Origin of the sequence: Enterobacter sp. PP-008-ECC_S150 (assembly GCF_045257065.1) — a bacterium.
Classification (GTDB): domain Bacteria; phylum Pseudomonadota; class Gammaproteobacteria; order Enterobacterales; family Enterobacteriaceae; genus Enterobacter; species Enterobacter chengduensis.
Map to the genome: position 1 here is coordinate 114,452 of NZ_JBJHHG010000012.1, position 19,104 is coordinate 133,555.

General features: G+C 57.7%; 20 protein-coding genes. 15 read left to right on the forward strand and 5 right to left on the reverse strand.

Features of this window, described 5'->3' with window-relative positions; genetic code table 11:
- Positions 1-8 precede the first annotated feature (8 nt).
- The 12 genes from pilM to trpS all read left to right on the forward strand — a co-directional run bounded on the left by pilM (position 9) and on the right by trpS (position 9,989).
- Positions 9-794, forward strand: coding sequence for a pilus assembly protein PilM (gene pilM / locus ACJBF3_RS14595; RefSeq protein ID WP_045330465.1), 786 nt, complete (start codon positions 9-11; stop codon positions 792-794).
- Positions 782-1,276, forward strand: a complete 495-nt coding sequence (locus ACJBF3_RS14600; RefSeq protein ID WP_045330467.1) for a PilN domain-containing protein — start codon at positions 782-784, stop codon at positions 1,274-1,276. The genes pilM and ACJBF3_RS14600 overlap by 13 nt, the downstream gene beginning before the upstream one ends.
- Before the next feature lie 3 nt (positions 1,277-1,279).
- Positions 1,280-1,735: a hypothetical protein gene (locus ACJBF3_RS14605; protein WP_045330468.1), complete on the forward strand. Its 456-nt coding sequence runs from the start codon at positions 1,280-1,282 to the stop codon at positions 1,733-1,735.
- Positions 1,725-2,129 carry a HofP DNA utilization family protein gene (locus ACJBF3_RS14610; RefSeq protein ID WP_045330469.1) on the forward strand — a complete coding sequence of 135 codons (405 nt, stop codon included), beginning with the start codon at positions 1,725-1,727 and terminating at the stop codon, positions 2,127-2,129. The genes ACJBF3_RS14605 and ACJBF3_RS14610 overlap by 11 nt, the downstream gene beginning before the upstream one ends.
- Positions 2,041-3,279: a DNA uptake porin HofQ gene (hofQ, locus tag ACJBF3_RS14615; RefSeq protein ID WP_045330472.1), complete on the forward strand. Its 1,239-nt coding sequence runs from the start codon at positions 2,041-2,043 to the stop codon at positions 3,277-3,279. Before ACJBF3_RS14610 ends, hofQ begins: the two co-directional genes overlap by 89 nt.
- Positions 3,280-3,565: 286 nt before the next feature.
- Entirely contained in the window at positions 3,566-4,087 is a 522-nt protein-coding gene (gene aroK / locus ACJBF3_RS14620; RefSeq protein ID WP_003861630.1) for a shikimate kinase AroK, read from the forward strand.
- Between the two features lie 57 nt (positions 4,088-4,144).
- On the forward strand, positions 4,145-5,233 hold the full coding sequence (gene aroB, locus ACJBF3_RS14625; RefSeq protein ID WP_032644567.1) for a 3-dehydroquinate synthase: 1,089 nt from the start codon (positions 4,145-4,147) through the stop codon (positions 5,231-5,233).
- Between the two features lie 92 nt (positions 5,234-5,325).
- Positions 5,326-6,639 (forward strand): cell division protein DamX, encoded by a 1,314-nt coding sequence (gene damX, locus ACJBF3_RS14630; protein WP_045330474.1) that lies wholly within the window; start codon positions 5,326-5,328, stop codon positions 6,637-6,639.
- A gap of 67 nt (positions 6,640-6,706) precedes the next feature.
- Entirely contained in the window at positions 6,707-7,519 is an 813-nt protein-coding gene (dam, locus tag ACJBF3_RS14635) for an adenine-specific DNA-methyltransferase (protein WP_045330476.1), read from the forward strand.
- A gap of 41 nt (positions 7,520-7,560) precedes the next feature.
- Positions 7,561-8,238 (forward strand): ribulose-phosphate 3-epimerase, encoded by a 678-nt coding sequence (gene rpe / locus ACJBF3_RS14640; RefSeq protein ID WP_032644564.1) that lies wholly within the window; start codon positions 7,561-7,563, stop codon positions 8,236-8,238.
- Positions 8,231-8,992, forward strand: a complete 762-nt coding sequence (gene gph / locus ACJBF3_RS14645) for a phosphoglycolate phosphatase (protein WP_045330477.1) — start codon at positions 8,231-8,233, stop codon at positions 8,990-8,992. Before rpe ends, gph begins: the two co-directional genes overlap by 8 nt.
- Positions 8,985-9,989, forward strand: coding sequence for a tryptophan--tRNA ligase (trpS, locus tag ACJBF3_RS14650; protein WP_045330479.1), 1,005 nt, complete (start codon positions 8,985-8,987; stop codon positions 9,987-9,989). The genes gph and trpS overlap by 8 nt, the downstream gene beginning before the upstream one ends.
- A 143-nt stretch (positions 9,990-10,132) precedes the next feature.
- On the opposite strand, the gene ACJBF3_RS14655 is transcribed toward trpS, so the two are convergent.
- From ACJBF3_RS14655 to nirB, 4 genes are all read right to left on the reverse strand, one after another.
- Positions 10,133-10,303 (reverse strand): YhfL family protein, encoded by a 171-nt coding sequence (locus ACJBF3_RS14655; protein WP_008503029.1) that lies wholly within the window; start codon positions 10,301-10,303, stop codon positions 10,133-10,135.
- A gap of 144 nt (positions 10,304-10,447) precedes the next feature.
- Positions 10,448-11,821 (reverse strand): siroheme synthase CysG, encoded by a 1,374-nt coding sequence (gene cysG, locus ACJBF3_RS14660; RefSeq protein ID WP_045330481.1) that lies wholly within the window; start codon positions 11,819-11,821, stop codon positions 10,448-10,450.
- Between the two features lie 106 nt (positions 11,822-11,927).
- The gene (gene nirD, locus ACJBF3_RS14665; RefSeq protein ID WP_045330483.1) at positions 11,928-12,254 is read right to left on the reverse strand and encodes a nitrite reductase small subunit NirD; all 327 of its coding nucleotides are present in this window, start codon (positions 12,252-12,254) and stop codon (positions 11,928-11,930) included.
- Entirely contained in the window at positions 12,251-14,794 is a 2,544-nt protein-coding gene (gene nirB / locus ACJBF3_RS14670) for a nitrite reductase large subunit NirB (RefSeq protein WP_045330484.1), read from the reverse strand. Before nirB ends, nirD begins: the two co-directional genes overlap by 4 nt.
- A gap of 238 nt (positions 14,795-15,032) precedes the next feature.
- Here nirB and ACJBF3_RS14675 point away from each other — a divergent pair, with 238 nt between their 5' ends.
- Positions 15,033-16,349, forward strand: coding sequence for a cytosine deaminase (locus ACJBF3_RS14675; protein ID WP_045330485.1), 1,317 nt, complete (start codon positions 15,033-15,035; stop codon positions 16,347-16,349).
- Between the two features lie 3 nt (positions 16,350-16,352).
- On the opposite strand, the gene tsgA is transcribed toward ACJBF3_RS14675, so the two are convergent.
- Complete coding sequence (tsgA, locus tag ACJBF3_RS14680; RefSeq protein WP_032644557.1) at positions 16,353-17,537, reverse strand: MFS transporter TsgA; 1,185 nt, start codon at positions 17,535-17,537, stop codon at positions 16,353-16,355.
- Between the two features lie 276 nt (positions 17,538-17,813).
- Here tsgA and ppiA point away from each other — a divergent pair, with 276 nt between their 5' ends.
- Positions 17,814-18,386, forward strand: a complete 573-nt coding sequence (ppiA, locus tag ACJBF3_RS14685) for a peptidylprolyl isomerase A (protein WP_045330487.1) — start codon at positions 17,814-17,816, stop codon at positions 18,384-18,386.
- Positions 18,387-18,491: 105 nt separating this feature from the next.
- The gene (locus ACJBF3_RS14690) at positions 18,492-19,076 is read left to right on the forward strand and encodes a putative adenosine monophosphate-protein transferase Fic (protein ID WP_047716297.1); all 585 of its coding nucleotides are present in this window, start codon (positions 18,492-18,494) and stop codon (positions 19,074-19,076) included.
- The last annotated feature ends 28 nt before the right edge of the window (positions 19,077-19,104 follow it).

A 19,104-nucleotide genomic window follows, 5' to 3' on the forward strand; every position in this document is an offset into this window, starting at 1 on the left:
CGTGAAGCATGGCTTTCAAAACATGGCAAACGGGCGTTCATATTCAACAGGATAGGGTGCGGATCGTCGCGTTGACCCGGGAGAAGTCCGGCTGGTGCTTGCGCCGCTGGTGGACGATCCCTCTGGCCGAAGGCGTCATTCGTGACGGCAAAATTTGTCAGCCAGAACAGCTGGTTGATGCGTTACGCGACTGGCGGAAAACGCTGCCGCACAATCACCGGGTGTTCCTCTCGTTCCCGGCGGCACGGACCCTACAACGGTCGCTTCCCCGCCCGGCCGTTGCGCTGCGCGACAGCGAACAGCTCTCATGGCTTGGTGCCGCGCTCGCGCGCGACCTGGAGATGTCGGCTGATACGCTCTGTTTCGATTACGCGCAGGATACGTTCAGCAATAGCTTTCACGTAACGGCGGCACAAAACAACGAGGTCGACACCCTTCTGGCGCTAGCGAAAACGCTGCGTTTGCGGCTGGTGACCATTACGCCGGATGCCGGCGCGCTGGCGAATCTTCTGCCCGCGCTGGCACCGGCGCAGTGCGTCGCATGGCGGGACGATCGCCAGTGGCTCTGGGCGATGCGCCACCAGTGGGGGCGCCGCTTAACTACCGAAGTAGAAAACGTGGCTGACCTTGCAGCACGGCTGGCTCTGCGGGCGGATGACGTTGCGCTGTTTGATGGCCAACGTGAGCCGTGGGGCATTCTGCCACGCTGCCACGCTCCACGTCCGGAATGCGGGGCGGATTATACCGTTGCGCTGGCGTTGGCCATGAGCGAGGTGCCCGGATGCGCATCATGAACTTTCTGCCCTGGCGACAGCAGCGGCGCGCGCGGTGCCTGCGTTTCTGGGGCGGACTCTGGGTCGGCACCGTGCTGTTGACGCTCGCGGCTATTTTCGGTCTGCGGATGCACCATCTCGTGAGGCTCCAGGCGCTGCAGGCGGATCTGACGGCAGCGCAGTCCGTGCAGCATGCGCTCCTCTCCCGGCAGCAACTCGCCGCACCCGCGCCGATGCCTGCCCAGGCGCGTTATCAACGCGCGTGGCAGCCCGTGCTGGCCTCCCTCTCCGCCGCCATACCTTCTCAGGTCTGGCTGACAGAGCTGCGCTATCAGCCGCCTGCGCTGATATTGACCGGGTATGCCATCACCCTGCCGGCCCTGACTGCCCTGCGCGATGCGCTTGGCCAAATAGCGGGTTTTACCCTCGGGACGGCGGGTGAGCTTCGGCAGGACGGCCAGGGACGCTGGATGTTCACTCTTCATCTTAAAAGCGAGGAGTAGCGCGTGGATGAACTGTTAGAACGCTGGTGCGAAAGCCGCCCCTGGGGGCGGGTGCTGTTGTGGTGTCTGGGGAGCTTTCTGGCAGGACTGGCCGCGTGGGGCGCGTTGCTCAGACCGGTAGACAGGTTATGCGCTGAGCGACAGCGCCAGCTGACGGAGAGCGTCAGGGCTAGCGCAGCGTTATGGCCAGCCGTCAGAAAGCTGCCGTTTCGTTCAGAAACGGCAGAATCACGGGTGCTCATGCCCTTTTCCCCGCTCGATTTTCAGGGCGCTGACGCGACGCTGGTTCACTGGAAGCCGCAGCAGAACGGAGGGGAGCTGATGCTGGATCTGGAGTGGAAAGCACTCCCGGCGCTTTTTTCCCGGCTGGCGCAGCGGGATGTGCAGATCGCCGCCTTCGCGATTGCGCCACAAGATAAAGCGTTGCGCCTGCGCCTGGAGCTGGAACATGCGAAATAGCGCGCGATATCTGCTGGTTTGTTCAGCGCTGCTATTGACCGGCATGCGCGACCCTTTTCGCCCGCCGGACGATCCTTGTGCCATCCGCGAGCTGGCCCAGTGGCGCTATCGCGGCATGGTGGCAGGACAGCAGGCTACCGGCATTTTACAGGATGGACAAAAGCGCTGGCACCGGCTGAAAACGCATGAGCGCTTCCCGGCGGGCTGGACGATAACAGACATCAATGAAGCGGAACTGGTTGTTGACGTGGGTGACGCATGTGAACCAGGAATATGGACGTGGCAACGAGAAGGAACGAAAAAGAATGAATCTACGGATAATGCTGTGGCTACTGGCGTTCAGCCATCCGCTGTGGGCCGCCGCGCCAAAACCGGTCACGCTGGTGGTGGATGACGTTCCCGTCGTCCAGGTGCTGCAAAGCCTGGCTGCACAGGAGAACCGTAATCTGGTGGTATCGCCTGATGTCGGCGGCACGATTTCGCTTAACCTGACGCGCGTTCCCTGGCGTCAGGCGCTACAGACGGTGGTGACCAGCGCAGGCCTCGTTTTACGGGAAGAGGGTGGGATTTTTTACGTGCACACCGCAGCCTGGCAGCGTGAACAGCAGGAACGCGCAGAACAGGAGCGGGCGCGCCGACAGCTCGATGCGCCGCTGGTGTCACAGGGTATCCCTTTTTCTTATGCCGACGCCGGAGAGTTGCAAAAAGCCGCGGAAAAGCTCCTGAGCCCAAAGGGGAGCTTATCTGTCGATAAACGCACCAACCGGCTGCTGATTCGGGATAACCAGACGGTAGTGGATACGCTGCAGCGCTGGGCCGTTCAGATGGATATTCCGGTCGAACAGGTCGAGCTGGCGGCGCATATTGTGACCATTAATGAAAAAAGCCTGCGCGAGCTGGGAGTGAGGTGGAGTCTCGCTGACGCTCCCGACGCGGGCAAGGTTGGACAGCTCACGACGCTCGGCAGCGATCTTTCCGTGGCGAATGCCACCAGCCACGTGGGTTTTAATATCGGCCGGATCAATGGACGGCTGCTGGATCTGGAGCTCTCTGCGCTGGAGCAAAAACAGCAGGTCGATATCATCGCCAGCCCGCGGCTGCTGGCCTCGCATATGCAGCCGGCCAGCATTAAGCAGGGGAGTGAAATCCCGTATCAGGTGTCAAGCGGTGAGAGCGGGGCAACCTCCGTTGAGTTTAAAGAGGCGGTATTGGGGATGGAGGTCACGCCTGTTGTCTTGCCCGGTGGCCGCGTGCGTCTGAAGTTACACATCAGCGAAAATATGCCGGGACAGGTTCTTCAGCAGGCTGACGGCGAAACGCTGGCGATCGACAAGCAGGAGATAGAAACCCAGGTGGAGGTAAAAAGTGGAGAAACGCTGGCGTTAGGCGGAATTTTTTCGCAGAAAAACAAAACCGGCAGCGACAGCGTGCCGGGACTGGGAAAAATCCCCTGGCTTGGGCAGCTTTTTCGCCACGACGGGAAGGACAATGAACGGCGCGAGTTAGTGGTATTTATCACGCCACGCCTGGTGGGTATTCGCTGACGGGTGACGATCCCCGCAATGATTTTGCATTCAGTTTGTTGCAGATGTTTGACGTGGGGCATGAATTAGCATACAAGGAGTACCGATTTGAGTTGGACTGACGTCTTATTACCTTATGCGTCCGGCGCGGTGATTTAATCAGTTGCCAAACAAGCCGGAGTATTGAGATAATTTTTAGTCTGACTCTCGCTCTATTGCATATGAGGTTTCAGTTCATGTCCTGCTACGCTGGGTGTCTGCGAAGCGGGGATTACCATTAACGAATAGTCTTAGTAGTACCGATAAAATGGCAGAGAAACGCAATATCTTTCTGGTTGGGCCTATGGGTGCCGGCAAAAGCACTATTGGGCGTCAGTTAGCTCAACAACTCAATATGGAATTTTACGATTCTGATCAAGAGATTGAGAAACGAACCGGAGCTGATGTGGGCTGGGTTTTCGACGTAGAAGGCGAAGAAGGTTTCCGTGACCGAGAAGAAAAAGTGATCAACGAACTCACGGAAAAACAGGGCATCGTTCTGGCAACAGGCGGCGGTTCTGTGAAATCTCGCGAAACCCGCAACCGTCTCTCCGCCCGTGGCGTAGTGGTCTATCTTGAGACGACCATCGAGAAACAGCTGGCACGTACGCAGCGCGATAAAAAGCGCCCGCTGCTGCAGGTTGAAACGCCACCACGCGAAGTTCTGGAAGCGTTGGCCGATGAACGCAATCCGCTGTATGAAGAGATTGCTGATGTGACCATTCGTACTGACGACCAGAGCGCTAAAGTGGTTGCAAACCAGATTATTCATATGCTGGAAAGCAACTGATTCTGGCTTTATATACAATCGCCTGCGGGTAAAAGCATTAAAGGTGGATGTCGCGTCATGGAGAGGATTACAGTTACTCTCGGGGAACGTAGTTACCCTATCACCATCGCGGCTGGTTTGTTTAACGACCCAGCTTCCTTTTTACCACTGAAAGCGGGTGATCGGGCGATGCTGGTCACCAACGAGACGCTGGCTCCGCTTTATCTCGACCGCGTACGCCACCTGCTTGAGCAGGCGGGCGTAAAAGTCGACAGTGTGATTCTCCCCGATGGCGAGCAGTATAAAAGCCTGACGGTACTGGATACCGTCTTTACCGCATTGCTGCAAAAACCGCATGGTCGCGATACAACACTGCTTGCCCTGGGCGGCGGTGTTGTGGGCGATCTGACCGGCTTTGCGGCCGCAAGCTATCAGCGTGGCGTTCGTTTTATTCAAATCCCGACCACGTTGCTGTCCCAGGTCGACTCCTCTGTCGGTGGCAAAACGGCAGTCAACCATCCGCTCGGCAAAAACATGATTGGCGCGTTCTACCAGCCCGCATCGGTGGTGGTAGATCTCGACTGTCTGAAAACCCTGCCGAAGCGCGAGCTGGCTTCCGGTTTGGCGGAAGTGATCAAATACGGCATTATTCTGGATGGCGAGTTCTTTAGCTGGCTTGAAGAGAATATGGATGCGTTGTTGCGCCTGGACGAGGCTAAACTGGCATACTGCATTCGTCGTTGCTGTGAGCTGAAAGCAGAAGTTGTCGCCGCAGACGAGCGTGAAACGGGCTTACGTGCTTTACTGAATCTTGGGCATACGTTTGGTCACGCCATTGAAGCTGAAATGGGCTACGGTAACTGGCTGCACGGCGAAGCCGTCGCGGCTGGGATGGTGATGGCTGCCCGCACCTCTGAACGTCTGGGCCAGTTTAAACCGGAAGAGACGGCACGTATCATTGCGCTGCTTGAGCGTGCAGGTTTGCCGGTGACCGGGCCGCAGGAGATGTCGGCGCAAGCGTATTTACCCCACATGATGCGCGATAAAAAAGTATTGGCAGGTGAGATGCGTCTTGTACTCCCGCTTGCAATAGGGAAGAGTGAAGTGCGCGGCGGAGTGCCGCACGATGTCGTTCTTGGCGCTATCGCTGATTGTCAGCAGGCGTAACAACTAGAAAGGTCAGGCCACTGTCGCAGGTGGTCGTTTAGCTTCAGGTGAAATGCAAAGTCGTTAGCATAAGCCTTTGAGTGGGGTGTTAAATGGATGAATTCAAACCAGAAGACGAGCTGAAACCCGATCCCAGCGATCGTCGCACTGGTCGTTCTCGTCAATCTTCAGAACGTGATAACGAGCCGCAGATCAACTTTGACGATGTTGATCTGGATGCAGACGATCGTCGTCCTTCGCGCAGCCGCAACGCGCACGAAGAGCGTGCAGAAGAGGATTATGAGTCCGAAGAAGATTCAATGGACGAACAGCCTGTAGAGCGTCGCCCGCGTAAACGTAAAAAAGCCGCTGCGCCAAAACCGGCTTCCCGCCAGTATATTATGATGGGCCTGGGCGTTCTGGTGCTTGTGCTGCTGATTGTCGGCATTGGCTCCGCGCTGAAAGCACCGTCAACGAATTCAACCGAGCAATCCGCTTCCGCTGAGAAGAGCATCAACCTTTCAGGTAACGATGCCTCCAATCAGGCGAATGGCGCACAGCCAGCACCGGGTGCGACTTCCGCAGAGCAGACCGCGGGTAACACCGCAGCGCCGCAGGATGTTTCTCTGCCGCCTGTTTCTTCAACCCCTGCGCAGGGTCAGGCACCCGCCTCGCCTGAAGGCCAGCAGCGCGTAGAAGTTCAGGGAGACCTGAACAATGCGCTGACGCAGCCGCAGAACCAGCAGCAGGTTGATAACGTTGCGGTGAACTCCACGCTGCCAACTGAACCGGCAACCGTTGCCCCGATTCGCGGAGGTAACGCTCAGCCACAAACGGCTACGACTGCAACGGAAACCAAACCGCGTCAGACGCAAACTGCAACGCGTCCTGAACGTAAGCAGACGGTGATTGAGCCTAAGCGTGAAGCCAAACCTCAGGCAGTGGTAAAAGCGCCTGAAGTGAAATCCGTTCCGGCGCAGCCGAAACACACTGAAACGGCTGCGGTGAGCGAGCCTGCTAAAGCGCCCGTCACGCAGACTGCGCCGAAAGCGACGGCGACCACCACGGCACCGGCTGCCACCGCGGCGCCTGCAGCGACGGCAACCGCAACCGCCTCCAGCAGTGCAGAAGGTAAAACGGCAGGTAACGTCGGCTCGCTGAAATCTGCGCCATCCAGCAACTACACGCTGCAGCTGAGCAGTTCGTCTAACTATGACAACCTCAACGGCTGGGCGAAGAAATCAAATCTGAAAAACTACGTTGTTTATCAGACGACCCGTAACGGTCAACCGTGGTATGTGCTGGTAAGCGGTGTTTATTCGTCTAAAGATGAAGCAAAACGTGCCGTCGCGGCGCTGCCAGCTGACGTTCAGGCGAAAAACCCGTGGGCGAAACCGATTCATCAGGTTCAGGCCGATCTGAAGTAATGTTTAAAGCGCAGGATGCTGTCGGAGCTTTCTCCACAGCCGGAGAAGGTGTAATCAGTTAGTCAGCATGAAAAAAAATCGCGCTTTTCTGAAATGGGCAGGGGGGAAATACCCCCTGCTCGATGATATTAAAAAGCACCTGCCTGAGGGCGAGTGTCTTATCGAACCTTTCGTGGGTGCAGGATCGGTGTTCCTCAACACCGATTTTTCTCGTTATATCCTGGCGGATATCAACAGCGACCTTATCAGCCTCTATAACATCGTTAAGCTGCGTACCGACGAGTATGTCGCCGAGGCGCGCAAACTGTTCACGCCCGAGACCAATAACCCGGACGTTTACTACCAGTTCCGCACGGAGTTTAACCAGAGTCAGGATCCGTTCCGCCGCGCGCTGCTGTTCCTCTATCTCAACCGGCATGGTTACAACGGCCTGTGCCGGTATAATCTGCGTGGGGAATTTAACGTGCCTTTTGGCCGCTATAAGCGCCCGTATTTCCCACAGGACGAGCTGTATCACTTTGCCGAAAAAGCACAGCGCGCAGAGTTTCATTGCCTCTCCTACGAAGAGTGTATGGAGCTGGCTGGCGTAAATTCGGTGGTTTACTGCGACCCGCCTTACGCCCCCTTGTCGGCGACGGCGAATTTCACCGCTTATCACACCAACAGCTTCAGCCCTGCCGAACAGGCACGTCTGGCGGAGATGGCGGAAAAGCTGGTCAGCAAAAGAATTCCGGTGTTAATTTCGAATCACGACACGCCTGATACGCGCGAATGGTACAAAGCCGCGAAGCATTTTCAGGTCAAAGTGCGGCGTAGCATCAGCAGCAACGGCGGCACACGTAAAAAGGTGGACGAACTCCTGGCTCTTTATCGCCCCTGAGCCGTTTTGCCCGCCGGTAAACACATTTCAAGGAGAAGCGGATGAAACAGTTTTTGATTGCTCCCTCAATTCTGTCGGCCGATTTTGCCCGCCTGGGTGAAGACACGGCTAACGCACTGGCGGCTGGCGCAGATGTCGTCCATTTCGACGTGATGGATAACCACTACGTTCCTAACCTGACCATCGGTCCGATGGTGCTCAAGGCGCTGCGTAACTACGGCATTACCGCCCCTATCGACGTGCATCTGATGGTCAAGCCGGTTGATCGCATCGTGCCTGACTTCGCCGCGGCGGGTGCCAGCATCATCACTTTCCATCCGGAAGCCTCCGAACACGTGGACCGCACGCTGCAGCTGATCAAAGAGAACGGCTGTAAGGCGGGTCTGGTGTTTAACCCGGCCACGCCGCTGAGCTATCTCGACCATGTTATGGACAAGCTGGACGTGATCCTGCTGATGTCCGTTAACCCAGGCTTTGGTGGACAGTCGTTCATTCCCCACACGCTGGACAAGCTGCGTGAAGTGCGCCGTCGTATTGATGAGTCTGGCTACGATATTCGTCTGGAAGTGGACGGCGGTGTGAAAGTGAATAACATTGGTGAAATTGCGGCGGCAGGCGCGGATATGTTCGTTGCCGGTTCAGCCATTTTCGACCAACCGGATTACAAAAAAGTCATTGATGAGATGCGCCGCGAGCTGGCGAAGGTAAGTCATGGATAAATTGCAGGCAATTCGGGGTGTGGCGTTCGACCTCGACGGCACGCTGGTCGACAGCGCGCCGGGCTTAACGAGCGCCGTCGACCAGGCGCTGTACGCGCTTGAACTTCCCGTTGCGGGTGAAGAGCGCGTGGTAACGTGGATTGGCAACGGCGCCGACGTTCTGATGGAGCGCGCGTTAACGTGGGCACGTCAGGAGCGCGCGTCCCAGCGCTCCGCGCAGGGTAAACCGAGCGTCGATCACGCCGACATCCCGCAGGATGAGCAGCTGCGTATTCTGCGCAAGCTGTTCGATCGTTTCTATGAAGAGACCGTCGAGGAAGGCAGTTTCCTGTTCCCGGACGTTCAGGAAACGCTGAGCGCGCTGCACGCCAAAGGCATCCCGCTGGGTCTGGTGACCAACAAGCCCACGCCGTTCGTTGCGCCTCTGCTGGAAGCGCTCGATATCGCGAAGTATTTTTCCGTAATCGTGGGCGGCGATGACGTGCAGAACAAAAAGCCGCATCCGGAACCGCTGCTGCTGGTGGCAGGAAAATTATCCTTAACGCCTGCGGAGCTGCTCTTTGTCGGCGATTCCCGCAATGATATTCTGGCTGCCCGCGCGGCAGGATGTCCTTCCGTGGGGTTAACCTATGGCTATAACTATGGTGAGTCCATCACCCTTAGTGAGCCGGACGTGGTCTTCGACCACTTCAAAGATTTGTTGCCCGCACTCGGGCTTTCGCACAGTGAACATCAGGAATTGAATCATGACTAAGCCCATCGTTTTTAGTGGCGCACAGCCTTCAGGTGAATTGACCATTGGTAACTACATGGGTGCGTTACGTCAGTGGGTCAGCATGCAGGATGACTACCATTGCATTTACTGCATCGTCGATCTCCACGCGATTACCGCGCGTCAGGATCCTGAGAAGCTGCGCAAAGCCACTCTCGATACGCTGGCGCTGTACCTGGCCTGCGGCATCGATCCCGAGAAGAGCACCATCTTCGTTCAGTCTCACGTGCCGGAGCACGCGCAGCTGGGCTGGGCGCTGAACTGCTACACCTATTTCGGCGAGCTGAGCCGCATGACCCAGTTCAAGGATAAATCCGCGCGCTACTCTGAAAACATCAACGCCGGTCTGTTTGACTATCCGGTGCTGATGGCGGCAGACATTCTGCTGTACCAGACCAACCAGGTTCCTGTCGGCGAAGACCAGAAACAGCATCTGGAGCTGAGCCGCGATATCGCCCAGCGCTTTAACGCGCTTTACGGCGAGGTGTTTAAAGTGCCTGAGCCGTTTATTCCGAAATCGGGCGCACGCGTGATGTCGCTGCTGGAGCCGACCAAGAAGATGTCCAAGTCTGACGATAACCGCAACAACGTTATCGGCCTGCTGGAAGATCCGAAATCGGTGGTTAAAAAGCTCAAGCGCGCGGTCACCGACTCCGACGAGCCGCCGGTTGTGCGCTACGACGTGCAGAACAAAGCGGGCGTCTCCAACCTGCTGGATATCCTCTCCGGCGTGACCGGCCAGAGCATTCCTGAGCTGGAACAGCACTTCGAAGGCAAGATGTACGGCCACCTGAAAGGTGAAGTGGCAGACGCCGTTTCCGGCATGCTGACCGAGCTGCAGGAGCGTTATCACCGCTACCGTAACGACGAAGCTTTCCTGCAGAAGGTGATGAGAGACGGCGCGGAAAAAGCCAGCGCGCGCGCGTCCGAAACCCTGAAAGCGGTATACGAAGCGATTGGGTTTGTCGCAAAACCTTGAGTCTGCTTGCCGGGTGGCGGCTCCGCCTTACCCGGCCTACGGGACCGTGTAGGTCGGGTAAGCGTCAGCGCCACCCGACAATAAACCGCACCGCACAAACAAAAAAACCGGGAAATCCCGGTTTTTTTACGCCTGAGAAACGCTTACTGCTGCGCCGCCGGGCCGCAACCGCCGATGATCTTCGAAATGGAGATCGCCGGGTGCAGCAGGTAATCGTAGCTGCAGTTATTTTTGGTGTTCTGTACGTGACCGGTGCAGGCCGTCAGAGTGGATAACAGGCCAACCAGAACGGCGGCTTTTGCCAGTTTGAACATACGCATTCCTTGTCTTAAAAACGAAAATTGGATGTAACTCAAGGGAATAAAGGGGAAAAGTTCCACTTCGGGGCGGTATGTTATCGGTAGCTGTAAGAGGGGAGTAGTCCGCTTAAGGACTACTCAAAGAAGGGGGAATATGTGTTAGTGGCTGGAGAACCAGTTCAGCTTCTCGCGCAGTTCAACCACGCGACCTACCACGATCAGCGCCGGGCTTTCTACCTGCTGCGCCAGTTCGCCTAACTGCGTCAGCACGCCATCCACCACGCGCTGCGTAATGGCGGTACCGTTTTCAATCAGCGCGACGGGCATATCTGCCTCCATGCCGTGCTCCAGCAGCTTCGCCTGAATGGTAGCGGCCTGATTCAGCCCCATATAGAACACCAGCGTCTGCTTTTCGGCGGCCAGGTTATGCCAGTCCAGCTCGCAGCCGGTTTTGAGGTGACCCGTTACCAGACGCACGCTCTGGGCGTAATCCCGGTGGGTCAGCGGAATGCCAGAGTAGGCTGAGCAACCGGACGCCGCCGTAATGCCCGGCACCACGGAGAACGGAATACCTGCGCTGCACAGGGTTTCCAGCTCCTCGCCGCCGCGACCAAAGATAAACGGATCGCCACCCTTGAGGCGCACCACGCGCTTGCCTTTCTGCGCCTCGCGCAGCAGGATCTGGTTAATCTCCTCCTGCGGCACGCAGTGGTAGCCCGCTCGTTTTCCAACGAACACGCGGTCGGCGTCGCGACGTACCAGGTTCATAATGTCATCGGAGATCAGACGATCGTAAACAACGATATCCGCCTGCTGGATCTGCTGCAGGCCTTTTAGCGTCAGCAAACCCGCATCGCCGGGACCTGCGCCGACCAGCACCACTTCACCGCGGTGATCCAGCGGTTCGCTCAGCAGCTGCTCAGTGGTCTCTTCAACGGCTTTGGTGTCCTGGTTCGCCAGCGACTGCGCCAGCCTGTCGTTCACGAAGAATTTTTCCCAGAAGCGGCGGCGTTCTCCCACGGTCGCGAAGGTTTGCTTCACGCGTGAACGGAGCTGCCCGGCGTAATGGGCGATCTGACCGAGATGCTGGGGCAACAGGGCTTCCAGTTTTTCCCGCAGCAGCCGGGCGAGAACCGGCGAGCGACCGCCGGACGATACTGCAATCATCAGCGGCGAACGGTCGATAATCGACGGCATGATAAAGCTGGCCTCTTTCGGCGCATCCACCACGTTGCAGAAGATGCGGCGCGCTTCGCAGGCATCGCTCACACGCTGGTTCACCGCATCGTCATCCGTCGCGGCAATGGTCAGCCAGCAGGTATCCAGCAGGGATTCATCAAACTCTCTCTGAACCAGCGTGAGCATCCCTTGCTGAGCCCAGACCTCAAACTGTGGGGCAAAGTCGAGGGCGTTGACGGTCAGTCGGGCCCCCGCGTCCAGCAGCAGGCGCGCTTTGCGTTCAGCGACATCGCCGCCGCCCACGAGCAGGCAGTCGCGGTTGCGTAATTGACAGAAAATCGGCAGGTGGTCCACGACGTTACCTCACAGCATTCATGGCGGGGAAAATTGACGTCAGGATAACAGCAGGGATCGTACAGAACATACGAATTTCCTGCCGCTATCCCTAAAAGGGCGGAGGTTAGCCTTTCAGCTGCACCATGCCGTCCTTCACGCGAGCGTCGTAGTGCTTCACCGAGCGGCTCTCATCTTCCATGCAATACCCGTCGCTCAAGCGGAAACGCTGCTTTTTCAACGGGCTGGCGACCCACAGTTCACCCTGATGCTCGGCAATCAGGCCGCGGGAAAGCACGCTGGCCTCGAAGAACGGGTCGATATTGCTGATGGCAAAAACCTGGTCATCGTGACGAGGGCGGAAAATCGCGACCTGCTCGTTACCCAGCAGCGCACACACGCCGGTGGCGGGCAGAATGTCGTTAATCTCGCAGATGTTTATCCACTGGCTCATGCGTTTTCCTCCACCAGCGTCACCGGAATACGTTCATACGGCGTCGCCGGACGATGCTGTTCACGCTCCGGCACAACCTGCACGTTCGGGTCGCGCTGGGTGCTGTTGATAAAGTGTTTGAAGCGCGTCTGCGCCGCCGGGGTGTTGACGGTTTCCGTCCACTCGCAGATCACCGCTTCGCGCAGGCGGGCCATTTCTGCTTCCAGATGCTCGTTCAGGCCCAGCTTGTCGTCGACGATCACCGCTTTGAGGTAGTCGATGCCGCCTTCCAGATTATCGAGCCAGGAGGCGGTACGGGTCAGCTTATCGGCGGTGCGGATGTAGAACATCATGAAGCGGTCGAGATACTGAATCAGCGTGTCGCGATCGAGATCCGCCGCCAGCAGGTCCGCATGGCGCGGCTTCATCCCGCCGTTACCGCAGACGTACAGGTTCCAGCCTTTCTCGGTGGCGATAATGCCCACGTCTTTACCCTGCGCTTCGGCACATTCACGGGTACAGCCCGAGACGCCGAACTTCATTTTGTGCGGGGTACGGATGCCTTTGTAGCGGTTTTCCAGCTCCACGCCGAAGCCCACGCTGTCGCCGACGCCGTAGCGGCACCAGGTGCTGCCCACGCAGGTTTTTGCCATGCGCAGCGCCTTGGCGTACGCGTGGCCGGTTTCGAAGCCTGCTTCAATCAGCTGGCGCCAGATTTCCGGCAGGTCGTCCTTCTGCGCGCCAAACAGGCCGATGCGCTGGGAACCGGTGATTTTGGTGTACAGGTTGAATTCGCGCGCGATGCGGCCCACGGCCACCAGCCCTTCCGGCGTGATTTCGCCCCCGGCCGAACGAGGAATCACGGAGTAAGTGCCGTCTTTCTGAATGTTCGCGAGGAAATTGTCGTTGGTGTCCTGCAGCGGCGTATGCTCGGGCTTGAGCACGTACTCGTTCCAGCAGGAGGCCAGCAGCGAGCCGACGGTCGGTTTACATACTTCACAGCCGTAGCCCTGGCCGTGCTTCGCCAGCAGCTCGTCGAAGGACTTGATGCCTTCCACGCGGATCAGGTGGTACAGCTCCTGACGAGAGTAAGCAAAGTGCTCGCACAGGTTGTTGTTGACTTCGATGCCCTGTTTCGCCAGCTCGGCGTTCAGCACCTGGGTCACCAGCGGAATACAGCCGCCGCAGCCGGTACCGGCTTTGGTTTCCGCCTTCAGCGCCGCCACGGTGTGGCAGCCTTTATTGATGGCGGAGATGAGCATGCCTTTGGTGACGTCGAAGCAGGAGCAAATCTGGGCGCTGTCCGGCAGTTTATCCACGCCGATGGACGGTTTGCCGCTGGAGGCGTGCGCCGGGAGGATCAGCGCGTCCGGGTTTTCCGGCAGCTCGATGGCGTTCAGCACCAGCTGGAGCAGGTTGCCGAAGTCGCTGGTGTCCCCCACCAGCACCGCGCCGAGCAGGGTTTTATTGTCCTCGCTGACGATAAGGCGTTTATAGACCTCTTTGCTTTCGTCGAGATAAACGTAGCTGCGGGAGTTCGGGGTGCGGCCATGCGCATCGCCAATGCCGCCCACGTCCACGCCCAGCAGCTTCAGCTTGGCGCTCATGTCTGCGCCGGTGAAGGCGTTTTCGCTGCCGAGGATATGGTCCACGGCGACCTGCGCCATTTTATAGCCCGGCGCCACCAGACCGTACACGCGGTTGTTCCAGCTGGCGCATTCGCCGATGGCGTAGATATCCGGGTCGGAGGTCTGGCAGGTGTCGTTAATCATGATCCCGCCGCGCTGCGCCACGGCTAAACCGCACTGGGTCGCCAGCTTGTCGCGCGGACGAATCCCGGTGGAGAAGACGATGAAGTCCACTTCCAGCTCGCTGCCGTCGGCAAAGCGCATGGTTTTGCGCGCCTCGGTGCCTTCCTGCACGATCTCTTTGGTGTTCTTGCTGGTGTGAACCTTCACGCCCATGCTTTCGATTTTACGACGCAGCTGGTCGCCACCCATGTGGTCCAGCTGTTCGGCCATCAGCATCGGGGCAAATTCGATGACGTGGGTTTCAACGCCGAGGTTTTTCAGCGCGCCTGCCGCTTCCAGACCCAGCAGGCCGCCGCCGACCACCGCGCCGCGCTTGCTGCGGCGGGCGCAGGATTCGATGGCGTTAAGGTCCTCAATGGTACGGTAGACGAAGCAATCCTGAGTGTCAGAGCCTTTGATCGGTGGGATCCACGGATACGAGCCCGTCGCCATGATCAGCTTGTCGTAAAAAACCGTACGCCCGGCGCTGGAGTGGATTACTTTTTCCTGGCGGTTGATGGTGATAGCGCGTTCGCCCACCAGCACGTTGACGCCGTGCTTCTCGTAGAAACCTTCGCGCACCAGAGAGAGCTCTTCGGCGGTATGATGGGAGAAGTAGGAAGAGAGGTGCACGCGGTCGTACGCCTTGCGGGGTTCTTCACAGAACACGGTGATATCGAACTGCCCGGCACCGGCCTTATCGAGGAGATCCTCAATAAAGCGGTGGCCGACCATGCCGTTACCGATGATAGCGAGTCTGACTTTGCTCATTATTGCCTCGATTTCTTTTCTATTATTGCCTACCTTAACGATTCAGCCGGGGCGCTTATTGATGCAAATCAAATACGTCTTCGCCTACTCCTTAGGTGGTATGGGACTGATTTGTCAGGATTTTTATAAGTGGTGGAAATCGCAGGCTTTTCGATTCTGTTGAATTTGTGTACAAATCAGGGGCGGTTTTGCAAAATCGATACGCCGGATTATCAGCGGCGTTTTTCAGGAGAAGGGTATGTCTACATCACCGTTATGGCTTGTTCAGAATGTGCGTTTACCGGGTCGGGAAGGACTGTGGCAGCTCGCCATTGAAAACGGGCGATTTGGTGACATCACCCCGATGGACGACACCCACGCCGAAAGTTATGAAGTACTGAACGCGCGCGGTGGGCTTGCTCTCCCGCCGTTCATCGAGCCGCATATCCATCTTGATACCACCCAGACGGCGGGCGAGCCGAACTGGAACCAGTCCGGCACGCTGTTTGAAGGCATTGAGCGCTGGGCGGAACGCAAGGCGCTGCTCAGTCATGAGGATGTGAAAGCGCGCGCCTGGCAAACGCTGAAGTGGCAAATTGCCAACGGCATCCAGTTTGTTCGCACCCACGTGGATGTCTCCGACCCGACGCTCACTGCCCTGAAGGCGATGCTGGAGGTGAAGCAGGAGGTGGCTCCGTGGGTGACGCTGCAAATCGTCGCGTTCCCGCAGGAGGGGATCCTCTCTTACCCGAACGGCGCGGCGCTGCTGGAAGAGGCATTAAAGCTGGGGGCCGACGTGGTGGGGGCGATCCCACACTTCGAGTTCACCCGCGAGTACGGCGTGCAGTCGCTGCACATCGCCTTCGAGCTGGCGAAGAAGTATGACCGTCCGCTGGATATTCATTGCGATGAAATCGACGACGAGCAGTCGCGGTTTGTCGAGACGGTGGCCACGCTGGCGTACGAGGCAGGCAACGGCCCGCGCGTGACGGCCAGCCATACCACCGCCATGCACTCCTACAACGGCGCGTATACCTCGCGGCTCTTCCGTCTGCTGAAGATGTCGGGGATAAACTTCGTCGCTAACCCGCTGGTCAATATCCACCTGCAGGGGCGCTTTGACGACTATCCGAAGCGCCGCGGCATCACCCGGGTAAAAGAGCTGCAGGACGCGGGCATTAACGTCTGCTTTGGCCATGACGACGTCTTCGACCCGTGGTACCCGCTCGGCACCGGCAACATGCTGCAGGTGCTGCACATGGGGCTACACGTGTGTCAGATGATGGGCTATCCGCAAATCGACAGCGGCCTGAATCTCATCACCCACAACAGCGCCCGCACCTTCGGCCTGAGCGATTACGGTATTGAAACGGGTAATCCGGCGAACCTGATTATTCTGCCTGCGGAAAGCGGGTTTGAAGCGGTGCGCTGTCAGGTGCCGGTGCGCTGGTCGATTCGTCAGGGCAGGGTGATTGCCACGACGCAGCTGGCGCAGACGTGGATCCAGACGGACGTCGGGGGAGAAGAGGTCAGCTTTGCCAGAAATAGCCCCTCTGCCGAGCGCAAAGGGGCGTAGGGGTTAGTGAGACGCTGCTGCCGCGTTGTGCTGGCGGTGGCGGGTCACGAAGCCCAGAACGAAGCACATGATGAACACCACGGCATACAGGCCGTTAGCGGTGTGCAGCGCCGCCAGCGGGCCGCTGTGGGCCACGATCGGGCCCGTCACCACGAAGGTGAGCATGGTGCCGATGGTGCCGCAGGTCAGAACGAAGTTCACCAGCTTCGGCGAGGCCACTTTGGTCTGCAGGGAACCGAGGGTAATGATCGAGGTGTAAATGGCGCTGGAGAAGAAGCCCAGGGTCATAATGAACCACGGCATATTGTCCGGGGAACCGTTGATGAACAGATACATCAGCACGGTTGCCAGGCCCGCCAGCACGGTCAGAATACGCTGCAGGTCGAAGAAGCGCAGGATGAAGCTAAACGCCCACATGCCGAACATGTAAGACATCCAGAAATCGCTTACCAGCTTGCCCGCGTCGTTCAGGCTCATGCCCAGACCTTTGGCGTATTCCGGTACCCAGGAGATAAAGCCCAGCTGGCCCAGGATGTAGCACAGGGCGGCGATGGAGAGGAACAGAACGCCGATGCCCCATTTCTCTTTCGCAACCGGCTCTGCGGTGGTTTGCGCTTTTTTGCCCAGCACCGGGAATTCACAGCCGAAGGTCAGGATAAAGATCGCCACGTAGACCAGACCAATGCAGGCATAGACCCAGTACCACTCGATGCTGCGCGCCAGCAGAACGGCGGCAACCATCGGGAAAATCATCCCGGCCATGCTGAAGAAGGAGTCGGTAAACAGCAGGCGCGCGCCGCGCTGGCGGCCTTCATACATGTGGGTAATCAGGAACGTACCGATCGACATGGTGATCCCGCTGACCAGGCCGAGCACGAACATCGCGGCGGAGAACAGGGCGATGCTGTGGCTCAGCATCAGTCCCGCCACGGCGGCGACCATCAGCACAAAGCCAAAACGCAGCTGGGTTTTCAACGGCACGATTTCCATCAGCCAGGCGTTCAGGAAGATAGAGATCAGGATCCCCGCGTTGAGGAAGGTAAAGGTGTTACTCATGCTGGAAACGGGCAGCTGGAAGTAGTCTGCGATATTTCCCATCACCATCCCGGTGACGATCACCAACGCGCCGGTCAGGGCGTAGGAGAAGAAGCTGATCCATGTGAGCTTGATGCGATTGCTGTTAGTCATGTCTGGCCTGTTGAAAAAAGAAAAGCGCCGGAGGGCGCTGAGAGCGGGCAAATTCTAGTCTTGAAAGTGATCCATTCCCACCTTTTCAGGAAAATTTACGAACGATTGCAGTTTTTTATGTGACGGCGATCACATAAAAAGGCGCTTTAACCAATCGTTTGCGTGGTTACAACTGTTTCAATTTCGTAAAATTAGGTAAAAGGCTGGTCTCCGTTCATACTGCTCTTTAGAATCAAGCCATTCGCTTTTTACACTGCGCTTTGTTAAGGAATTCTCATGCTCAAATCAACGCTGGCGGCTGTCGCAGCTGTGTTTGCTCTTTCTGCCGTTTCCCCTGCTGCGCTGGCAGCCAAAGGGGACCCTCACGTTCTGCTGACTACCTCTGCCGGGAATATTGAGCTGGAACTGAATAGCCAGAAAGCTCCCGTCTCGGTGAAAAACTTCCTCGACTACGTTAACAGCGGCTTCTACAACGGCACCACCTTCCACCGCGTGATCCCGGGCTTTATGGTGCAGGGCGGCGGTTTTAACGAGCAGATGCAGCAAAAGCAGCCTAACCCGCCGATTAAAAACGAAGCGGACAACGGCCTGCTGAACAAGCGCGGCACCATCTCCATGGCCCGTACCGCAGACAAAGACAGCGCCACTAGCCAGTTCTTCCTCAACGTGGCGGATAACGCCTTCCTCGACCACGGCCAGCGCGACTTCGGCTATGCGGTCTTCGGTAAAATCGTGAAAGGGATGGACGTGGCCGACAAGATTTCCCAGGTGCCTACCCACGACGTCGGTCCGTATCAGAATGTGCCGTCAAAACCGGTGGTTATCCTCTCCGCAAAAGTTCTGCCGTAATTCTTCTGAACGCGGGCTCTCCTGCCCGCGTTATATCGCCCTCCCTGCGAAAGCGCGTTTTGCTGCTTATACTTGTGGCAAACGGACTATTCAGGGAGGCGTTAAGTGAAAAAACTCACCGACAAGCAAAAATCCCGTCTCTGGGAGCAGCAGCGTAACGTCAATTTACAGGCCAGTAGTCTCCTTGAAAAAGGTCATGGTCCCGCAGAGCCCCATATTGAAACGCTGGCGCTGGGGCCTTCCGCGCCCGGGCTACCCCATCTGTGCCTCATTCACCGCCATCTGTATCACAGCGAGATGAAGCAGGCAGGCGAGCTCCGTACCGACGATATTTTTAAGGATGACATTCCCTTCTGCCATTTTGAGTACATCGAAAAGATGGGTAACGAGCTGATGGCGGCGCTTGAGAGCGAGAAATATCTTGCGGGGCTGGAGAAAGCAGCGTTTGTAGACAGAGTTAGCCACTATTACTGCGAAATCAATATGCTGCACCCGTTTGTGCGCGGCAACGGCATTGCCCAGCGCGTCTTCTTTGAGCAGCTGGCCATTCATGCGGGCTACGCGCTGGACTGGCGCGATATCGATCCCGAGCAGTGGGTGTCCGCTAACCGCAGCGGCGCTACGGGGGATTTAACCGCGCTAAACGCGATCTTTGCCAAAGTAGTGAGCGAAGCCCGGGAATCTGAGTAGAATAGGGCGGCATTTTTTTCGGGGGCCG